12 protein-coding genes are annotated in these 16289 nt (G+C 59.6%); 4 read left to right on the top strand and 8 right to left on the bottom strand.

Features of this window, described 5'->3' with window-relative positions; genetic code table 11:
- Window positions 1–82: 82 nt before the first annotated feature.
- Entirely contained in the window at window positions 83–1417 is a 1335-nt protein-coding gene (locus tag AB4O41_RS09435) for a dicarboxylate/amino acid:cation symporter (protein ID WP_460147443.1), read from the bottom strand.
- Between the two features lie 341 nt (window positions 1418–1758).
- On the opposite strand from AB4O41_RS09435, the gene AB4O41_RS09440 reads away from it, so the two are divergent.
- A complete protein-coding gene (locus AB4O41_RS09440; protein WP_460147445.1) occupies window positions 1759–2772 on the top strand; it encodes an AraC family transcriptional regulator in 1014 nt (337 codons plus the stop codon).
- Between the two features lie 116 nt (window positions 2773–2888).
- On the opposite strand, the gene AB4O41_RS09445 is transcribed toward AB4O41_RS09440, so the two are convergent.
- The 4 genes from AB4O41_RS09445 to AB4O41_RS09460 all read right to left on the bottom strand — a co-directional run bounded on the left by AB4O41_RS09445 (window position 2889) and on the right by AB4O41_RS09460 (window position 6704).
- Window positions 2889–3248 carry a DUF6124 family protein gene (locus AB4O41_RS09445; protein ID WP_460147446.1) on the bottom strand — a complete coding sequence of 120 codons (360 nt, stop codon included), beginning with the start codon at window positions 3246–3248 and terminating at the stop codon, window positions 2889–2891.
- Between the two features lie 546 nt (window positions 3249–3794).
- A complete protein-coding gene (locus AB4O41_RS09450; RefSeq protein WP_460147448.1) occupies window positions 3795–5141 on the bottom strand; it encodes an ATP-binding protein in 1347 nt (448 codons plus the stop codon).
- Entirely contained in the window at window positions 5138–5815 is a 678-nt protein-coding gene (locus AB4O41_RS09455; protein ID WP_007899104.1) for a response regulator, read from the bottom strand. The genes AB4O41_RS09450 and AB4O41_RS09455 overlap by 4 nt, the downstream gene beginning before the upstream one ends.
- A 286-nt stretch (window positions 5816–6101) precedes the next feature.
- A complete protein-coding gene (locus AB4O41_RS09460) occupies window positions 6102–6704 on the bottom strand; it encodes a hypothetical protein (RefSeq protein ID WP_460147450.1) in 603 nt (200 codons plus the stop codon).
- Window positions 6705–6849: 145 nt separating this feature from the next.
- On the opposite strand from AB4O41_RS09460, the gene AB4O41_RS09465 reads away from it, so the two are divergent.
- Complete coding sequence (locus AB4O41_RS09465; RefSeq protein WP_460147452.1) at window positions 6850–7641, top strand: dienelactone hydrolase family protein; 792 nt, start codon at window positions 6850–6852, stop codon at window positions 7639–7641.
- Between the two features lie 218 nt (window positions 7642–7859).
- On the top strand, window positions 7860–8585 hold the full coding sequence (locus AB4O41_RS09470; RefSeq protein WP_460147454.1) for a 4'-phosphopantetheinyl transferase family protein: 726 nt from the start codon (window positions 7860–7862) through the stop codon (window positions 8583–8585).
- Window positions 8586–8725: 140 nt separating this feature from the next.
- Here AB4O41_RS09470 and AB4O41_RS09475 read toward each other — a convergent pair whose 3' ends face one another.
- Window positions 8726–10336 (bottom strand): ATP-binding protein, encoded by a 1611-nt coding sequence (locus AB4O41_RS09475; RefSeq protein WP_460147456.1) that lies wholly within the window; start codon window positions 10334–10336, stop codon window positions 8726–8728.
- Window positions 10333–11046, bottom strand: a complete 714-nt coding sequence (locus AB4O41_RS09480) for a response regulator (protein WP_046046510.1) — start codon at window positions 11044–11046, stop codon at window positions 10333–10335. Before AB4O41_RS09480 ends, AB4O41_RS09475 begins: the two co-directional genes overlap by 4 nt.
- A 739-nt stretch (window positions 11047–11785) precedes the next feature.
- Between AB4O41_RS09480 and AB4O41_RS09485 the strand changes: the two genes are divergently transcribed.
- Window positions 11786–14680 carry a ribonucleoside-diphosphate reductase subunit alpha gene (locus AB4O41_RS09485; RefSeq protein ID WP_460147458.1) on the top strand — a complete coding sequence of 965 codons (2895 nt, stop codon included), beginning with the start codon at window positions 11786–11788 and terminating at the stop codon, window positions 14678–14680.
- Window positions 14681–14974: 294 nt separating this feature from the next.
- Here AB4O41_RS09485 and flgE read toward each other — a convergent pair whose 3' ends face one another.
- Window positions 14975–16288, bottom strand: a complete 1314-nt coding sequence (flgE, locus tag AB4O41_RS09490; RefSeq protein WP_460147460.1) for a flagellar hook protein FlgE — start codon at window positions 16286–16288, stop codon at window positions 14975–14977.
- Between the last annotated feature and the right edge of the window lies 1 nt (window position 16289).

Consider the following 16289-nt stretch of genomic DNA (forward strand, 5'->3'; position numbering starts at 1 on the left):
ATGTGTCAGCGGTGGTGACCGTTGCGCTCAAATCGCAGGCATGAAAAAACCCGCCGAAGCGGGTTTTTCATTACAACAAGGCTTACTTGGCGCTCGTCGGGGTTGCTCCTTCGACGTGGCCCAGAACATCGTCTTTAGGTTCGTCGGCAATACCGCGACCGCCCGAGGCCAGCTCGGCTTGCAGCACGTCGGTATCCAGTTCCTTGACCCACTTGGCCACAACAAGGGTGGCAACCGCGTTACCGATCAGGTTGGTCAGCGCGCGGGCTTCGGACATGAAGCGGTCGATACCGAGGATCAGCGCCAGACCAGCGACCGGCAGGTGGCCGACAGCGGACAAGGTGGCAGCCAGAACGATGAAGCCCGAACCGGTCACGCCGGCAGCGCCTTTGGAGGACAGCAGCAACACCACCAACAGAGTGATCTGGTGAGTAATGTCCATGTGGGTGTCGGTTGCCTGAGCAATGAACACCGCCGCCATGGTCAGGTAGATCGCCGTACCGTCGAGGTTGAACGAGTAACCGGTCGGGATCACCAGACCCACAACGGATTTCTGCGCGCCCAGGCGTTCCATCTTGATCAGCATGCGTGGCAGTACCGATTCCGAAGAGGAAGTACCCAACACGATCAGCAGTTCTTCACGGATGTAGCGGATCACTTTCAGCACGCTGAAGCCGTGAGCGCGAGCGATACCGCCCAGCACCACCAGAATGAACAGCAGGCACGTGATGTAGAAGCAGGCCATCAGCTGACCCAGTTGCACCAGCGAACCCACACCGTAGGCACCGATGGTGAACGCCATGGCACCGAAGGCACCGAGTGGCGCGAGCTTCATGATCATGTTGATGATGTTGAACATCACGTGGGCGAAGCGATCGATGAAGTCCAGGATCGGCTTGCCGTAGGCACCCAGGCGATGCAGGGCGAAACCGAAGATCACCGAGAACATCAGCACTTGCAGGATGTCGCCCGTGGCGAACGCGCCAATGATGGTGGTCGGGATGACATTCAGCAGGAAGCCAACGACGCTTTGATCCGCACCGGCAGCAACGTAGGTAGCGATTTTGGAGGCATCCAGCGTGGTGACATCGATGTGCATGCCGCTACCGGGCTGCACGATGTTGACCACAACCAGACCGACCAGCAAGGCAATGGTCGAAACGATTTCGAAGTACAGCAGCGCGTAACCGCCGGTCTTGCCGACCGATTTCATGTCCTGCATGCCCGCGATACCGCTGACGACGGTGCAGAAGATGATCGGAGCGATGATCATTTTGATCAGTTTGATGAACCCGTCACCCAGCGGCTTGAGGGCTACACCGGTCTGCGGGTAGAAGTGACCGAGCAGGATGCCGATAGCGATGGCAACGATCACCTGGAAGTACAGGGATTTATACAGTGGCTGACGAGTCGTCATTGCAAAGTTCCTCAAGAGTGCCCTCAGTAACAACATCCATCTGTTGTACCTGACACCTCAATTGCGAACCCTCCTGCACCGGAGGGATTTGTTTTGTCGAGCTGCGCGCTGGCAGACCTCTGCGGCTTGTATCGCAAGCTCCGTGCCACCTTCGGTAAAAATTCCTACACGCTTCAGGCATCAAGGGTTGCGAGTTCTTCTTTGTCACTTAGCGGTTACGTCAAAGTGGCGGATTTCCGCCCATCAACCAAACTGCGTCCTGCTATTTGGCGGATATCCGCCTTGTTCATCATAGACCGGCACCGCTACTCTCCATTACTCAGTGGACGGACCTGCCCTCTATGCGTGAACGCACCATCGCCAGCCATTTCGCCCGTGCCGCCCTCGGTGGCGCGCGTCGGCGCGGGTATGACTATTCGAGCCTGCTGCAGCAACTGGGGATCAGCCCCGAGTTGCTCGAGGAGCCGCGTGCGCGAATCGCGCCCGAGCAGTTCGCCCGATTGATCCAGGGGCTGTGGCTGGCCCTGGATGACGAATACCTGGGCTTCGGGCAGGCCCCGAGCAAACCCGGCAGCTTCGCCATGATGTGCCACGCCGTGATTCACTGCCGCACGCTGGAGAAAGCGCTCAACCGCGGCTTGTTGTTCTACAGCCTGTTCCCCGGCGCGCCGCGTCTGACGCTGAGTCGCGAAGGCGACATAATTCGCCTGAGTCTCGACGATTCGCTGCTGTGGGACCCGGACCATTTCCTCAGTGAAAGCCTGTTGGTGATCTGGCATCGGTTCGGCAGCTGGCTGATCGGCCAGCGCATTCGTCTGGAGCAGGCCACGTTCAGCTATCCGAAGCCCGAGCACGGTGCCGAATACGATTTGCTGTTTTCCTGCCCTTTGGGCTTTTCCACAGCAAAGAACACTACTATTCAGAGTAGCCTGCTGTTTCACAGTCGCTACCTGAACATGCCGCTGTTGCAGGACGAACGAACCCTCAAGCACTTTCTCGAGCGCTCCCCCGCCGACCTGCTATCACGCCCCGACGAAGGCGACAGCCTGAGCAGCCAATTGCGCCGCTTGCTCAGCCGCGACAGTGCACACTGGCCAGATCTGGAAGCGGTGGCCGCGCACCTGCACATCAGCCCGCAAACCTTGCGTCGGCATTTGCGCGAAGAAGGCACGAGTTTTCAGGAATTGAAGGATCAGTTGCGCCGGGACATTGCGATTTATCACCTGGGGCGTGCGGATCTGTCGTTGCAACAGATTGCCGAACAGCTGGGGTTTTCCGAACCTTCGGCGTTTCACCGGGCGTTCAAGAAGTGGACGGGGTTGACGCCGGGGGCCTATCGGGCTCAGGAGAATTGATCGTTCCCACGCTCCGCGTGGGAATGCAGCCCGGGACGCTCCGCGTCCCATCTAGAGCCGAACGCGGAGCGTCCGTTGAGGCATTCCCACGCAGAGCGTGGGAACGATCATCCTCGCTAGCCTTGCGGATCGAGGTTATCCAGCACCCGGTTCACCGCCAGTTCGCCGAGCATGACCACCGATTGAATCCCCAACATCATGTTGCGATGTGGCATGTCCATCAATCCGGCGAACTCGCTGAGCATCATGCTCGCTGACGCCAGGGATTCGCAGGCGTTGACCAGCAGGGTTTCGTTATCGACCTCGGCGCCGACATGGTAAATGGTGCTGGGTTTGCGCTTGGTGTCTTTGGGGATGGGCGGTTTGAGGTAATGGTCGAGGGCGCGGTCGGCGGCTTCGTTGAGTTTTTTGGAGTCGAGGGATTCGTAGGGGGAAACGTCGTCGGTTTCTGGCGGGTTGGGTGTGATCTTGAACATGGTGAAGCTCCTTATACCTGATGGAGCCACCAGAACCTGTCGCTAAACAAGTAGGGGTGGCGGCTGTACGCAGGTTAGCGAACCGAGAGGTATAAGACCCGGCAGACCCGAGGGTCTCCCGCGCACAGCCGCCATATCGAAACAGCAGACGTTCGCCTGCAGCAAGACTGAAGTGTTGCGCTTATACCTGGTCGGGTCGCTAAACCCGATCGCTGATTGGCAGCGATGCGGAAACGATAAAGATCAGGGCCAAAGCGCACAAGCCGGCGGATTCTGGCGTAGTCGTAGGCAGCGACGCAAGGATGTGTAGCCTGGGAGAGTATCTGGAAGTGTCGTTTAAACAGTGCTTGTTTAGCGGTCTGACACCGAGACTTGTGGTGGTTGTGCCGGCCTCATCGCGGGTAAGCCCGCTCCCACAGTATGTTGATCGTTCCCACGCTCTGCGTGGGAATGCAGCCCGGGACGCTCCGCGTCCCTGCCGAAGTGGACGCGGAGCGTCCGGGGAGGCATTCCCACGCGGAGCGTGGGAACGATCGGTGACAGGGGTCAAACCACCGGAAAATGAATCCGGAACGCCGCCCCGCCCATCGGCGAATCCCCCAGCGTCAGCTTGGCGCTGTAGCTTTCGATGATGTCCTTGACCACCGCCAACCCAATCCCCTGGCCCGGGTGCTGGCGATCCAGCCGCTCGCCACGCTGCAGAATCCGCGCACGCTGATCCGGTGGTACGCCCGGCCCATCATCTTCAACGCTCAACTCAATCCCACTGAGGGTTTCGCGAACGCTGATGCGCACTTCGCCGAGGCACAGGCGATAGGCGTTTTCCAGCAGGTTGCCCATCATTTCCAGCAGGGCACCCTGCTCGATCGGCACGTAACACTGCTGCGGCAGATCAAAAGTGACGCGCACGGGCTTGTCGCGATAGACCTTGCCCAGCGTGTCGCAGAGGCTTTGCAGCACCGGTCGCAGGCGCACCTGATGGCGCACCAGACCGCTTTTGCGCAGGCTGGCGCGTTGCAACTGATAGCCTATTTGCTGGCTCATGCGTTCGATCTGGGTTTGCAGCACTCGGGCCTGATCGCGGTCTTGCGGTTTTTGCGCCATGTCTTCACTGACCCCTTGCAACACTGTCAGCGGAGTTTTCAGGCTGTGGGCCAGGTCGTCGAGGGAATCGCGATAACGGCTGCGCTGCTCGCGTTCGCTGTGCAACAAGCGGTTGAGCGAGCCGGTCAGGCGCAGTAATTCACGCGGGTGTTGTTCGCTGAGACTTTCCCGGGTGCCGCTTTCGATCTGGTCCAGTTCCTGACTCAGTCGGCGTAACGCCTGCAAGCCCCAAGTCAGGCCGATCCACAGCAAGGCGAGCAACACCAGCAAGGCTGCGCCAAAACCCAGGTAAAGATTTTCCCGCAGGCCTTCGAGGGTGACTTCATATTCACGCACCGGTTGCAAAGCGACGATGCTGAACGCCGCACTTTTGCCGCCCAGCAATTTGACCTCGACGTCATAGACGAAGAACTCCTGGCCATTGGCTTCGCTGATCCGCGCGAACTCGTTACCGCGTCCGTCGTAACGCGGTTTGTAATTGATGTGCTCTTCCTGCGTGGCCTTCGAACGCCAGACCAGATGACCTTCGCGGTCGTAGATATAGCCGAGCAATCGGCTGTCGGTGAGGTTGAAGCGCTCATCGGGCAATTGCGCCGGCATCTGCAGGCGGTTGTTATCCACCCGCGCGGCGGAGATCAGCGTGGTGACGTCCGACGCCAGGCGTTGTTCGATGGAATCCTGCAACGCCAGGCTGAACGCGCCCTGCATCGCTGGCAGCAACGCCAGCATGAACAACACCGCCAGGATCGTGGCGGCGAGCATCAAGCGGACACGAAGGGAACGGATCAAGTGCAGCGCTCGTTGAACAGGTAGCCGAGGCCACGCACGGTATCGATCGGCTTGAAGCCGGCCGGGCCTTCGAGTTTGCGGCGCAAGCGGCCGACCAGCACTTCGATCACATTCGGATCGCGCTCGCCGTCATCCGGGTAGAGCTGCTCCATCAAGCGGTCCTTGGCCACCACTTGCTGGTGATGGCGCATCAGGTACTCGAGGATCCGGTATTCGTAGGCGGTCAACGCCAGCGGTTGTTCATCGAGGGACGCCTGCTTGCGATTGAGGTCCAGCAACAAGGGACCGGCGACGATGGTCGACTGGGTGAAACCGCTGGAGCGGCGCAGCAAGGCATTCAGGCGAGCGTCCAGCTCTTCGAACTGGAACGGTTTGACCACGTAGTCGTCGGCACCGGCGGCGAGGCCTTCGACCTTGTCCTGCCAGTTGCCGCGTGCGGTGAGGATCAGGATCGGGAAGGTCTTGCCCCGGGAGCGCAATTGACGAATCAGGTCCAGCCCGCCCATGCCCGGCAGACCGAGATCGATCACTGCCAGGTCATGGTTGAACTGCTCGGCCTGATACAGCGCCTCTTCCGCGTTGGCCACGGACTCGACCACGTGGCCGCTATCCGTCAGGCGGGTTTGCAGGTGATGGCGCAACAGCGCTTCATCTTCGACGACCAGCAATTTCATAACGCTCTCCTGGGCAAATCAACATCTCCAAAGGCGCAACACATACAAAGGCATGTGTACCTCGATGGCTAACATGGCGACGCCGGATCAACCGCTTGGGGTGATCCGGCGTGTGCACTAATGCCAGTCAGTTCAGCCGCGGAACCTGTGGGAGCGGGCTTGCCCGCGATAGCGATCGGTCTGACACATCAATGGTGAATGTGCTGCCGTCATCGCGGGCAAGCCCGCTCCCACAGGGATTGCGTTTAACAGACTGGCCTTGGGGCATACCCTCGCGAAACGCTTTTTAGAAAGCGTAGTTGGCGGACAAGTAGGTCTGGGCGCTGCTGGTCAAATCCAGCGAACCCTGTTTGCTGCCGCCGCGCTCGCTCATCTCGGTGCTGGCATTGCTGCGCAGGTAACGGTAACCCAGCTCGACCGAGGTGTTTTGCGAAACTTGCTGCAATACACCGACCTGGCCGCCAATGGCGTAACCGATGTCGCTGTCGCGGCTGAAGCCTGGCGATTCCTGGGTCAGTTTGGTCAAACCAGCCGTGGCACCGCCGAACAGTTTGGTGCTGCCACCCACCGGGTAAAACAGATCGTAGCTGCCCAGCAGGTTTTCCTGACGCAGTTTAATGCCATTGTGCGAGCCCGACACGTTGTCGTAAGTGGCGTAGTAGCGGCCCTTGCTGTCTTGCTGGCCCAGACGCACGCCCCAGGTGTTGTCCTTGCCGATCACGCCGTCGGCGTTCGGATGGTTGAGGTTGTCGTTCAGGGCGCTGGATTTTTTAACCTTGTCGCTGGTCTGGCCAAAGGTCAGGCCGGCGAAATTGGTGGTATCGGCGTGGGCCGCAATACTGGCTCCCATCATGGTGAAAGCCAGAAACAGTTTTTTAAAAGTAGTCATTCGGGAGTTTCCTCATGCGCTATGTGCTTTTTGGGTACGGGGCAAGGTTACCGCCCCCTCCCTGTACTGCCCCTGAACGCACTCTGAACCTGAGCTGAATCACATCGACTACGCTGTTCTGACGGATTCTTAAGGAGATTTGATCATGCGTGTGTTCCTCGCCCTCGTGCTGCTGGCTCTGAGCGGGGCCAGCCAGGCCGCCATCCAGACCCAGGAAATTCCCTACCAGAGTGCCGACGGCACCAAGCTGATCGGCTATTACGCCTACGACGACGCCATCAAAGGCCCGCGCCCGGGCGTAGTGGTGGTGCATGAGTGGTGGGGCCTCAACGATTACGCCAAGCGCCGCGCCCGTGATCTGGCCGGTCTGGGTTACAGCGCATTGGCCATCGACATGTATGGCGACGGCAAGAACACCGAACACCCCAAGGACGCCATGGCGTTCATGCAAGCCGCCTCGAAAGACAGTGCGGCGTCCAGCGCGCGGTTTCAGGCCGGGCTCGATTTGCTGAAGAAACAGCCGCAAACCGATCCGGACAAACTGGCAGCCATCGGTTATTGCTTCGGCGGCGCGGTGGTACTGAATGCAGCACGTCAGGGCTTGCCGCTGGCGGGCGTGGTGAGTTTCCACGGCGCGCTGGCGACCAATACCCCGGCGACACCGGGCAGCGTGAAAGCGAAAATCCTGGTGGAGCATGGCGCCCTGGACAGCATGGTCACGGCAGAAAACGTGATGGCATTCAAAGCGGAAATGGACAAGGCCAAGGCCGACTACAAGTTTGTCACCCTCGAAGGCGCCAAGCATGGGTTCAGCAATCCCGAGGCGGATCGTCTGAGCCATGGCGACCACGGCGGGCCAGACATTGGTTACAGCAAGACCGCGGATGAGAAGTCTTGGGCGGACATGCAGGCGTTTTTCAAGAAGATTTTTGGCTGACACACCAACAGCATTGAGCCGGGCATTGCTCCCTGTGGCGAGGGAGCTTGCTCCCGCTGGGCTGCGAAGCGGCCCCAAAACCTGCAACCGCATTTCGTCAGGTTCAATGCGGTTGCCTTACTTTACGACTGCTTCGCAGCCGAACGGGAGCAAGCTCCCTCGCCACAAAAGCCCTCAGCTACTACCCAGCCTCAAGGCAACCCGGCAAAATGCCGGTCATGAATCCCGTCCCCGCCCTACCCGTCTGCTGCACCCCACTCGACGCCCATTGGCCGCTGCCGTTTGTGCTGCCCGATACGGTCTTGTTGGGTACCCACTTCGATACCAAACAACTGACCAGCGATGACTTCCAGCGCAGCGCCATCGAGCCGCCCGCGAGCATTCAGCGTTCGGTGGCCAAGCGCCAAGCCGAGTTTCTCGCCGGGCGGGTCTGCGCTCGGGCGGCGTTGCAACAACTGGAAGGGCTGAGTTTCATTCCAGCCATCGGCGAAGACCGTGCACCGGTGTGGCCGGCGCATATCACCGGTTCGATCACCCACAGCACCGGCCGGGCCGCGGCGATTGTCGCGAACAAGGTGCACTGGCGCGGTTTGGGGATGGACCTGGAAAACCTGCTCGACGCGGAGCGCGCCGAACGCCTGGCCGGGGAAATTCTCACTGGGCCTGAGTTGCAGCGCATGGCTGGCGGCGCTCGTGATCAATTGGCATTGTGGGTGACGCTGACGTTTTCGGTGAAAGAAAGCCTGTTCAAGGCGCTCTACCCTATCGTGCAGAAGCGCTTCTATTTCGAACACGCCGAAGTGCTGGAGTGGAGCGCGGGTGGTGAAGTGCGGTTGCGGTTGCTGACTGATCTGTCCAGTGAATGGCATAGCGGCATTGAGCTGGATGCGCAGTTTGCAGTGATGGATGGGCAGTTGTTGAGTCTGGTCAGTATCAAGGCCTGAGGGTTTTCAGTGTTTGGGATGGCCTCATCGCGGGCAAGCCCGCTCCCACAGGGTCCGTGTCGTACACAAAATCTGTGAGCATCACTGAAACTGTGGGAGCGGGCTTGCCCGCGATGGGGCCCTAAAGGACACCCACAATCTCAACGCCTCTCCTGATTCCTCGGCCAGCTCAAACTGAAACAGGCCCCGCCCAGGCTTTTGCTCTTGCTGATCAATGCTCGCCCGTCGTGCCAATGGATGATCCGCCGCACAATCGACAACCCCAACCCATGCCCGCCCGAGGCGCGGGTGCGGCTGTCATCGAGGCGCAGGAACGGTGTGAAGATTTTCTCCCACGCGGTTTCCGGCACGCCCGGCCCGTCATCCTCGACATCCACCCGACAGCGCTGCTGCCCCACCTGATAACTGACGGTCACCCGGGAATGGGCATGGCGCATGGCGTTGCTCACCAGGTTCTGCAACGCCCGGTGCAAGTAACGCGGCTCGGCCTCGACCCAGGCGTCGTCGCAATCGGCGGCCGACAGACACAAGCCTCGCTGTACCGTGACCTCGGCGCGCAGTGGCGCCAGTTCTTCGATCACCTGATTGACCAACGCATCCAGATCGATCCGCTGAAAGTTCAGCGCCGGCGAACCTTGCTCCAGCCGCGCATAGGTGAGCATCTCGTCGACCAGTCGATCGAGGTCCTCGATGTCGTGGTCCATCCCTTCGCGGTATTTTTCCAGCGCCTCAGGCGTGGTGGCCGAGCCGATCATCTCCAGGCCAAAACGCAAACGCGCGACCGGCGTGCGCAGTTCATGCGACACGGCACGCACCAGTTCTCGCTGAATCGCCAACAATTGTTGCAAGTGCTCGGCCATGCCGTTGAACGCCGAGGCCAGGCGCCCCACCGAGTCCGCGCCGCGTGCCGGTACGCGGGTTTCCAGGCTGCCCTGGGCGATCCGTGTGGCGGCGGCTTCCAGACCGCGCAAACGGCGCTCGAGTTGACGCACCAACAGATAAACGATCAAACCGATCAGGCTCAAGCCAAGTGCCGCGATCAGCACCAGCCACTCAGGCGGGTAAGGATTCATCTGATACAACGGGCCGATTTCCAACACCCACGGCGTACCGACCATGCCGGCAAACACCCGGATCGAATCGCCGCCCTTGCCCAGCGCCATCACCGTGTCACCCTCGGACACCCGGCGACTCTGGTCCTCGTCCATGTCCGCCTGTTCGATCGTCACCAGCCGCAAGTCGAAACCAAACCCTTTATCGCGCTTCAACTGCGCCAGGCGCTCGGGTTGCTCGGCCACCGGGTAGCGCACCAGCTCATCGGCCAGCAGGTAAATAGTCGCCCGGGCCAGTTGTTCGCTGATCTGCTGGACTTCGCCGGTCAGCACCAGCTGTTCCTTGTCGCTGATCAACCGGTAAACCTTCGCCGCATGCGGACCGGTCTGTTCCACCAGCGCCTGACCGCGCAGCACGCGGGTGCGCTGGGTGAGGTCGAGGTCGGTCTGGGCAAAGGTCTTCAGCGCCAGAGGAATCCCCAGCAACCGCTCCCACACCAGCAAGGCACGATGGCGCTCGGTTTCGTTCATCGGGTTCAGATTGTCGGCCATCAGCGAGAACGTGCCGTGGGCCAGGCGTTCGCGGTATTGCTCGCCGCGCACCTGGTTGAGCAGGTGCAAGGCCAGCACGCCGAGTACGGCGACCAGAATCAGCGCCGCACACATGCCGCCATAAATGCGCAGGAAGATCGAGTTCACAGCGTGCAGGCTTCCGGAACGAACAGATAACCTTTGCTGCGGATGGTCTTGATCAGCCGCGGATGCTCCGGGTCATCGCCGATTTTCGGGCGAATGCGCGAGATGCGCACGTCGATGGAACGGTCCTGACCGTCATAGCCGATGCCACGCAGCGCGGTGAAAATCTCTTCCCGGGACAGAATGCGCCCGGCGTTGGCGACCAGCAGCCAGAGCAAGTCGAACTCGGCGCTGGTCAACTCGATGCCGTTGTCGTTCAGCCAGGCTTCGCGCAATGCGTTGTCGACCACCAACGGACCGAACTGCAGACGCCGTTGTTTTTCCGGCGCCACTTCAGGGGTTTCACTGCGTCGCAACAAGGCCTGGATGCGCGCCAGCAGCAGACGTGGGCGAACCGGTTTGCACACGTAGTCGTCGGCGCCCAGGTCCAGGCCGAGAATCTGATCGGTGTCGTCGGTGCGGGCGGTGAGCATCAGGATCGGGCCGTCATACTTGTCGCGGACCTTGCGGCAGATGCTCAGGCCGTCTTCGCCCGGCAACATCAGGTCGAGGATCACCAGGTCCGGTTTCTCCTTGATGATCCGTGCCGCGGCCAAGGCGCCGTTGCCCTCGATCGATACGCGCAGACCATTGGCTTCCAGGTAGTCGCGGGTCAGTTCGGCCAGACGCTGGTCGTCCTCCACAATCAATACCTGCCAGGCTTCTTGCTCCACGGTGACCTCTGCTTGCCAACAACACTTAATAAGGAAGGATCCGCCCGTCTTTTTGTAATGATTGGGGAGGATAAGAATGCGTACGCACTGGCCGATTGTATAAACGCCGCCCGCCGAGAACACAAGCCGGTAAATGCGTTCGGACAACGCGGATTTTTGTGATAGGGTTCGCGCCCTTAAAAATCCAAATGACCGTTTTCAATCATTGAAAATCAGTGAAAAACGGTCCGCTCCAGCTAGGTCGCGGCCTACACGCTCGTTCTACGTTTCACACACAATTTACGCACAGGTTTATCCACAGGTAGTACGTTGCAACACCCTCCAAAACGCATTATCTTGTACCTCGGCGCGAAAAAAACCCTACATGTAGGGTTTTACGCCAAAAACCAAACACAAACCGGACACCGATTTCAAGCGCTTTTATTGCCTCTTTCCGGTTGAACCAAACGTATTTTTGAAAGACCAAACCGCGCGTGCGGATGGCTACTGTTTTTGAGCCGAAAACGGCGTTAACGGTACGGGTGTTGCAGTCAATTACTGTCACCCAAAAGGATCCCGGTTTCAGGTTCAAGGCCTGGGACCAAAGACTTCGGCATGGAAGCGGCGCCCCAATTGCCCCTTCCTGATCTGTCCCGAAGTTGGTATGCCCGGCCCCTCGCCGGTTGTAGTGCTTCAGGACGGAACGGTGGGCACCGTGATGGTGCCCAAACAAACATAGAGAATGTGGAGACAACCCCCCATGCAAACCGACACAACTCGCGAGAACCCGCAGGGCACCTTGCCGCAGGCCGCAGATTCGACTTCGGATCTGTCCGCCACCGCGCCTGGTCAGCTGCGCGTGATCAAGCGTAACGGCACTGTCGTTCCTTACACCGATGACAAGATCACCGTCGCCATCACCAAAGCGTTTCTCGCAGTTGAGGGCGGCACCGCTGCCGCTTCGTCGCGCATCCACGACACTGTTGCCCGCCTGACCGAACAGGTCACCGCGACCTTCAAGCGTCGCATGCCATCGGGCGGCACCATCCACATCGAAGAAATCCAGGACCAGGTCGAACTGGCCCTGATGCGTGCCGGCGAGCAGAAAGTTGCCCGCGACTACGTGATCTACCGTGACGCCCGTTCCAAGGAACGCGCTGTGCGCGCCCCTGCCGAGGACGCGGTACAGGCTCACCCGTCGATCCGCATCACCCGCGCCGATGGCACCTTTGCTCCTCTGGACATGGGTCGCCTGAACACCATCGTTACCGAAGCGTGCGAAGGCCTGGAAGAAGTCGACGGCGACCTGATCCAGCGCGAAACCCTGAAAAACCTGTACGACGGCGTGGCCCTGACCGACGTCAACACCGCCCTGGTGATGACCGCCCGTACCCTGGTTGAGCGTGAGCCGAACTACTCGTTCGTGACCGCTCGCCTGCTGATGGACACCCTGCGTGCCGAAGGCCTGAACTTCCTGGGCGTCGCCGAGAGCGCGACCCACCACGAAATGGTCGACCTGTACGCCAAGGCGCTACCGGCGTACATCGCCAAAGGTATCGAATTCGAATTGCTGAACCCGGTCCTGGCGACTTTCGACCTGGAAAAACTCGGCAAGGCAATCAACCACGAGCGCGATCAGCAGTTCACGTACCTGGGCCTGCAAACCCTGTACGACCGTTACTTCATCCACAAGGATGGTATTCGCTTCGAACTGCCGCAGATTTTCTTCATGCGCGTGGCCATGGGCCTGGCAATCGAAGAGAAGAACAAAGAAGACCGTGCGATCGAGTTCTACAACCTGTTGTCGTCCTTCGACTACATGTCCTCGACTCCGACCCTGTTCAACGCCGGTACTTTGCGTCCACAGTTGTCGAGCTGCTACCTGACCACCGTGCCGGATGACCTGTCGGGCATCTACCACGCGATCCACGACAACGCCATGTTGTCGAAATTCGCAGGCGGCCTGGGCAACGACTGGACGCCGGTTCGTGCGCTGGGTTCGTACATCAAGGGCACCAACGGCAAATCCCAGGGCGTTGTACCGTTCCTGAAAGTAGTGAACGACACCGCCGTCGCCGTTAACCAGGGTGGCAAGCGCAAAGGCGCTGTGTGTGCCTACCTGGAAACCTGGCACATGGACATCGAGGAGTTCATCGAACTGCGCAAGAACACCGGTGATGACCGTCGTCGTACCCACGACATGAACACCGCCAACTGGATCCCTGACCTGTTCATGAAGCGCGTCTTCGATGACGGCCCGTGGACCCTGTTCTCGCCATCCGAAGTTCCAGACCTGCACGACCTGACCGGCAAGGCTTTCGAAGAGCGTTACGAGTACTACGAAGCCCTGTCCCAGTACCCAGGCAAGATCAAGCTGTTCAAGACCATCCAGGCCAAAGACCTGTGGCGCAAAATGCTGTCCATGCTGTTTGAAACCGGCCACCCATGGCTGACCTTCAAAGACCCGTGCAACCTGCGTAGCCCGCAGCAGCACGTCGGCGTGGTTCACAGCTCGAACCTGTGCACCGAGATCACCTTGAACACCAACAAGGACGAGATCGCCGTTTGCAACCTGGGCTCGATCAACCTGCCGAACCACATCACCAACGGCAAGCTGGACACCGCCAAGCTGGAACGCACCGTGAACACCGCCGTTCGCATGCTCGATAACGTTATCGACATCAACTACTACTCGGTGCCGCAAGCGAAGAACTCCAACTTCAAGCACCGTCCGGTCGGTCTGGGCATCATGGGCTTCCAGGACGCGCTGTACCTGCAGCACATTCCTTACGGTTCCGACGCTGCCGTCGAGTTCGCCGACAAGTCGATGGAAGCGGTCAGCTACTACGCGATCCAGGCTTCCTGCGACCTGGCCGACGAGCGCGGCGCCTACGAGACGTTCCAGGGTTCGCTGTGGTCCAAAGGCATCCTGCCGCTGGACTCGCAACAGATCCTGATCGAGCAACGTGGCCAGAAGTACATCGACGTTGACCTGAACGAATCCCTGGACTGGGCACCGGTTCGTGCCCGTGTGCAGAAAGGCATTCGTAACTCCAACATCATGGCCATCGCACCGACCGCGACCATCGCCAACATCACTGGCGTGTCGCAGTCGATCGAACCGACCTACCAGAACCTCTACGTGAAATCGAACCTGTCGGGCGAATTCACCGTGATCAACCCGTACCTGGTTCGCGACCTGAAAGCTCGCGGCCTGTGGGACTCGGTCATGATCAACGACCTGAAGTACTACGACGGTTCGGTGCAGCAGATCGAACGCATCCCGCAAGAACTCAAAGAGCTCTACGCAACTGCGTTCGAAGTGGACACCAAGTGGATCGTTGACGCCGCCAGCCGTCGTCAGAAGTGGATCGACCAGGCTCAGTCCCTGAACCTGTACATCGCCGGCGCTTCGGGCAAGAAGCTGGACGTGACCTACCGCATGGCCTGGTACCGTGGTCTGAAAACCACCTACTACCTCCGTGCCCTGGCCGCGACCAGCACCGAGAAGTCGACCATCAACACCGGTAAGCTGAACGCTGTTTCCAGCGGCGGCAACCACGGCGACGATTCGGTTCTGGCAGCGCCTGCCGGCCCTGCTCCAGTGCCGAAGGCTTGTGCTATCGACGAGCCGGATTGCGAAGCTTGCCAATAAGCTGAGCGGGTGAGCGCTGAAAGGCGCTTACCTCGATAACCCCCGATCAGTCCTCTGGATTGGTCGGGGGTTTTCTTTTGCCTTGATGAATGTGGTGGCCGGTCTGACGCCATCGCGAGCAAGCCTCGCTCCTACAGGATCACATTGATCATCTGGGCGACGTATAACCCTGTAGGAGCGAGGCTTGCCCGCGAAGAGGCCCTCACCAACGACACAAACCCCGATACCCGACAAAAACCCCGACTATAAAAAAACCCCTCTTGCGAGGGGTTCTTTATGCAGCACTATCAAGCATCAAGTCATCTGAATGATGGTCTGCATGATGGTGCTCTGGGTGGAAATGGTCTTGGCGTTCGCCTGGTAGTTACTCTGCGCCTTGATCAGGTCAACCAGTTCGTTGGTCAGGTTGACGTTGGACTCTTCCAGGGAGTTGGACACCACCGAACCCAAGGTACCAGTCTTCGGTGCATCGACACCGGCCACGCCGGAGGCGAAGGTTTCTTTCCAGCGTGTGCCGCCCACTGGCTGCAGGCCTTGCTCGTTGGCGAAGCTGGCGACCGCTACCTGGCCGATGGCCTTGGTTTGCTGGTTGCTGAAGTTGGCGGTCATGACGCCGCTGGCGTCGATGGTCAGGCTGGAGATCTGGCCGGTGGCGTAGCCATCCTGGAATTGGGCGGTACGAGCGGTTGGCGAGTTGTAAGAGGTGGTCAACGCCATGTTGAACGCAATACCACCCGTGGCCGCGACGGAACCGTTCGGGCCCCAGGTCACAGGAGTCGTTGCGGCGTTGGTCACGGCACCAGGCACCCAACCGGTCATGGTCAACGTGTTGCCAGTCTTGGTCCAGCCAGCACCCGCCGTCAGCGTGTTGATGCTGCCGTCGGAGTTAAAAGTGATGTCGGCGGTGATCGCCACTGGAGGCGTGGTAGCAGGGTTGGCCGGGGAACGACCGTCCATGTAAGTGTGAACACGCCAAGCGTTGGTACCCGTTTTCACGTAGTACTGATCCATAGTGTGCTCGTTACCCTGGCTATCGTAGACCTTGGTAGAAATGGTCTTGTTATAGCTGTTGGTATCGGTGGGACTGAACGGCGTCACCGTCGGCGTTGTTTCAGCCGAGTTCAGGTTCATCGTCTGATCAACCTTGGTCGTCGGGTTCGGCTTGAGGGCCGACGTATCAATCTTCAAGTCAGTCAACACACCGTTGATGATCTTGCCATTGGAGTCGACGCCGTAACCCTGCAAACGGTTGCCGTTGTTATCCACCACATAGTTTTCAGCATCGGTCTTGAACGCACCGGCACGGGTGTAGCTCAGGGAACCGTTGTCGCTGAGGATGAAGAAGCCGTTGCCCTGGATGCCCATGTCCAACACGTTGCCGGTGTTGTTCACGTCGCCCTGGCTGAACTGCTGGGAAACGTTGGCCAGACGCACGCCATTACCGATGGTCTTGCTGCCGGTACCCAGGCGAGTGGCCGAGTACACGTCTTCGAATTCTGCACGGGACGATTTGAAACCGGTGGTCGCGACGTTGGCGATGTTGTTGCCGGTCACGTCCAGTTGTTTGTTGGCTGCATAGAGACCGCTAAGGCCGATATTGAAAGACATA

The organism is Pseudomonas sp. S2_A02 (assembly GCF_054668495.1).

Coding starts and splice junctions, on each gene's coding strand:
- AB4O41_RS09435 (WP_460147443.1), bottom strand. CDS start 1,417: ATGACGACTCGTCAGCCACTGTATAAATCCCTGTACTTCCAGGTGATC.
- AB4O41_RS09440 (WP_460147445.1), top strand. CDS start 1,759: ATGCGTGAACGCACCATCGCCAGCCATTTCGCCCGTGCCGCCCTCGGT.
- AB4O41_RS09445 (WP_460147446.1), bottom strand. CDS start 3,248: ATGTTCAAGATCACACCCAACCCGCCAGAAACCGACGACGTTTCCCCC.
- AB4O41_RS09455 (WP_007899104.1), bottom strand. CDS start 5,815: ATGAAATTGCTGGTCGTCGAAGATGAAGCGCTGTTGCGCCATCACCTG.
- AB4O41_RS09460 (WP_460147450.1), bottom strand. CDS start 6,704: ATGACTACTTTTAAAAAACTGTTTCTGGCTTTCACCATGATGGGAGCC.
- AB4O41_RS09465 (WP_460147452.1), top strand. CDS start 6,850: ATGCGTGTGTTCCTCGCCCTCGTGCTGCTGGCTCTGAGCGGGGCCAGC.
- AB4O41_RS09470 (WP_460147454.1), top strand. CDS start 7,860: ATGAATCCCGTCCCCGCCCTACCCGTCTGCTGCACCCCACTCGACGCC.
- AB4O41_RS09485 (WP_460147458.1), top strand. CDS start 11,786: ATGCAAACCGACACAACTCGCGAGAACCCGCAGGGCACCTTGCCGCAG.
- flgE (WP_460147460.1), bottom strand. CDS start 16,288: ATGTCTTTCAATATCGGCCTTAGCGGTCTCTATGCAGCCAACAAACAA.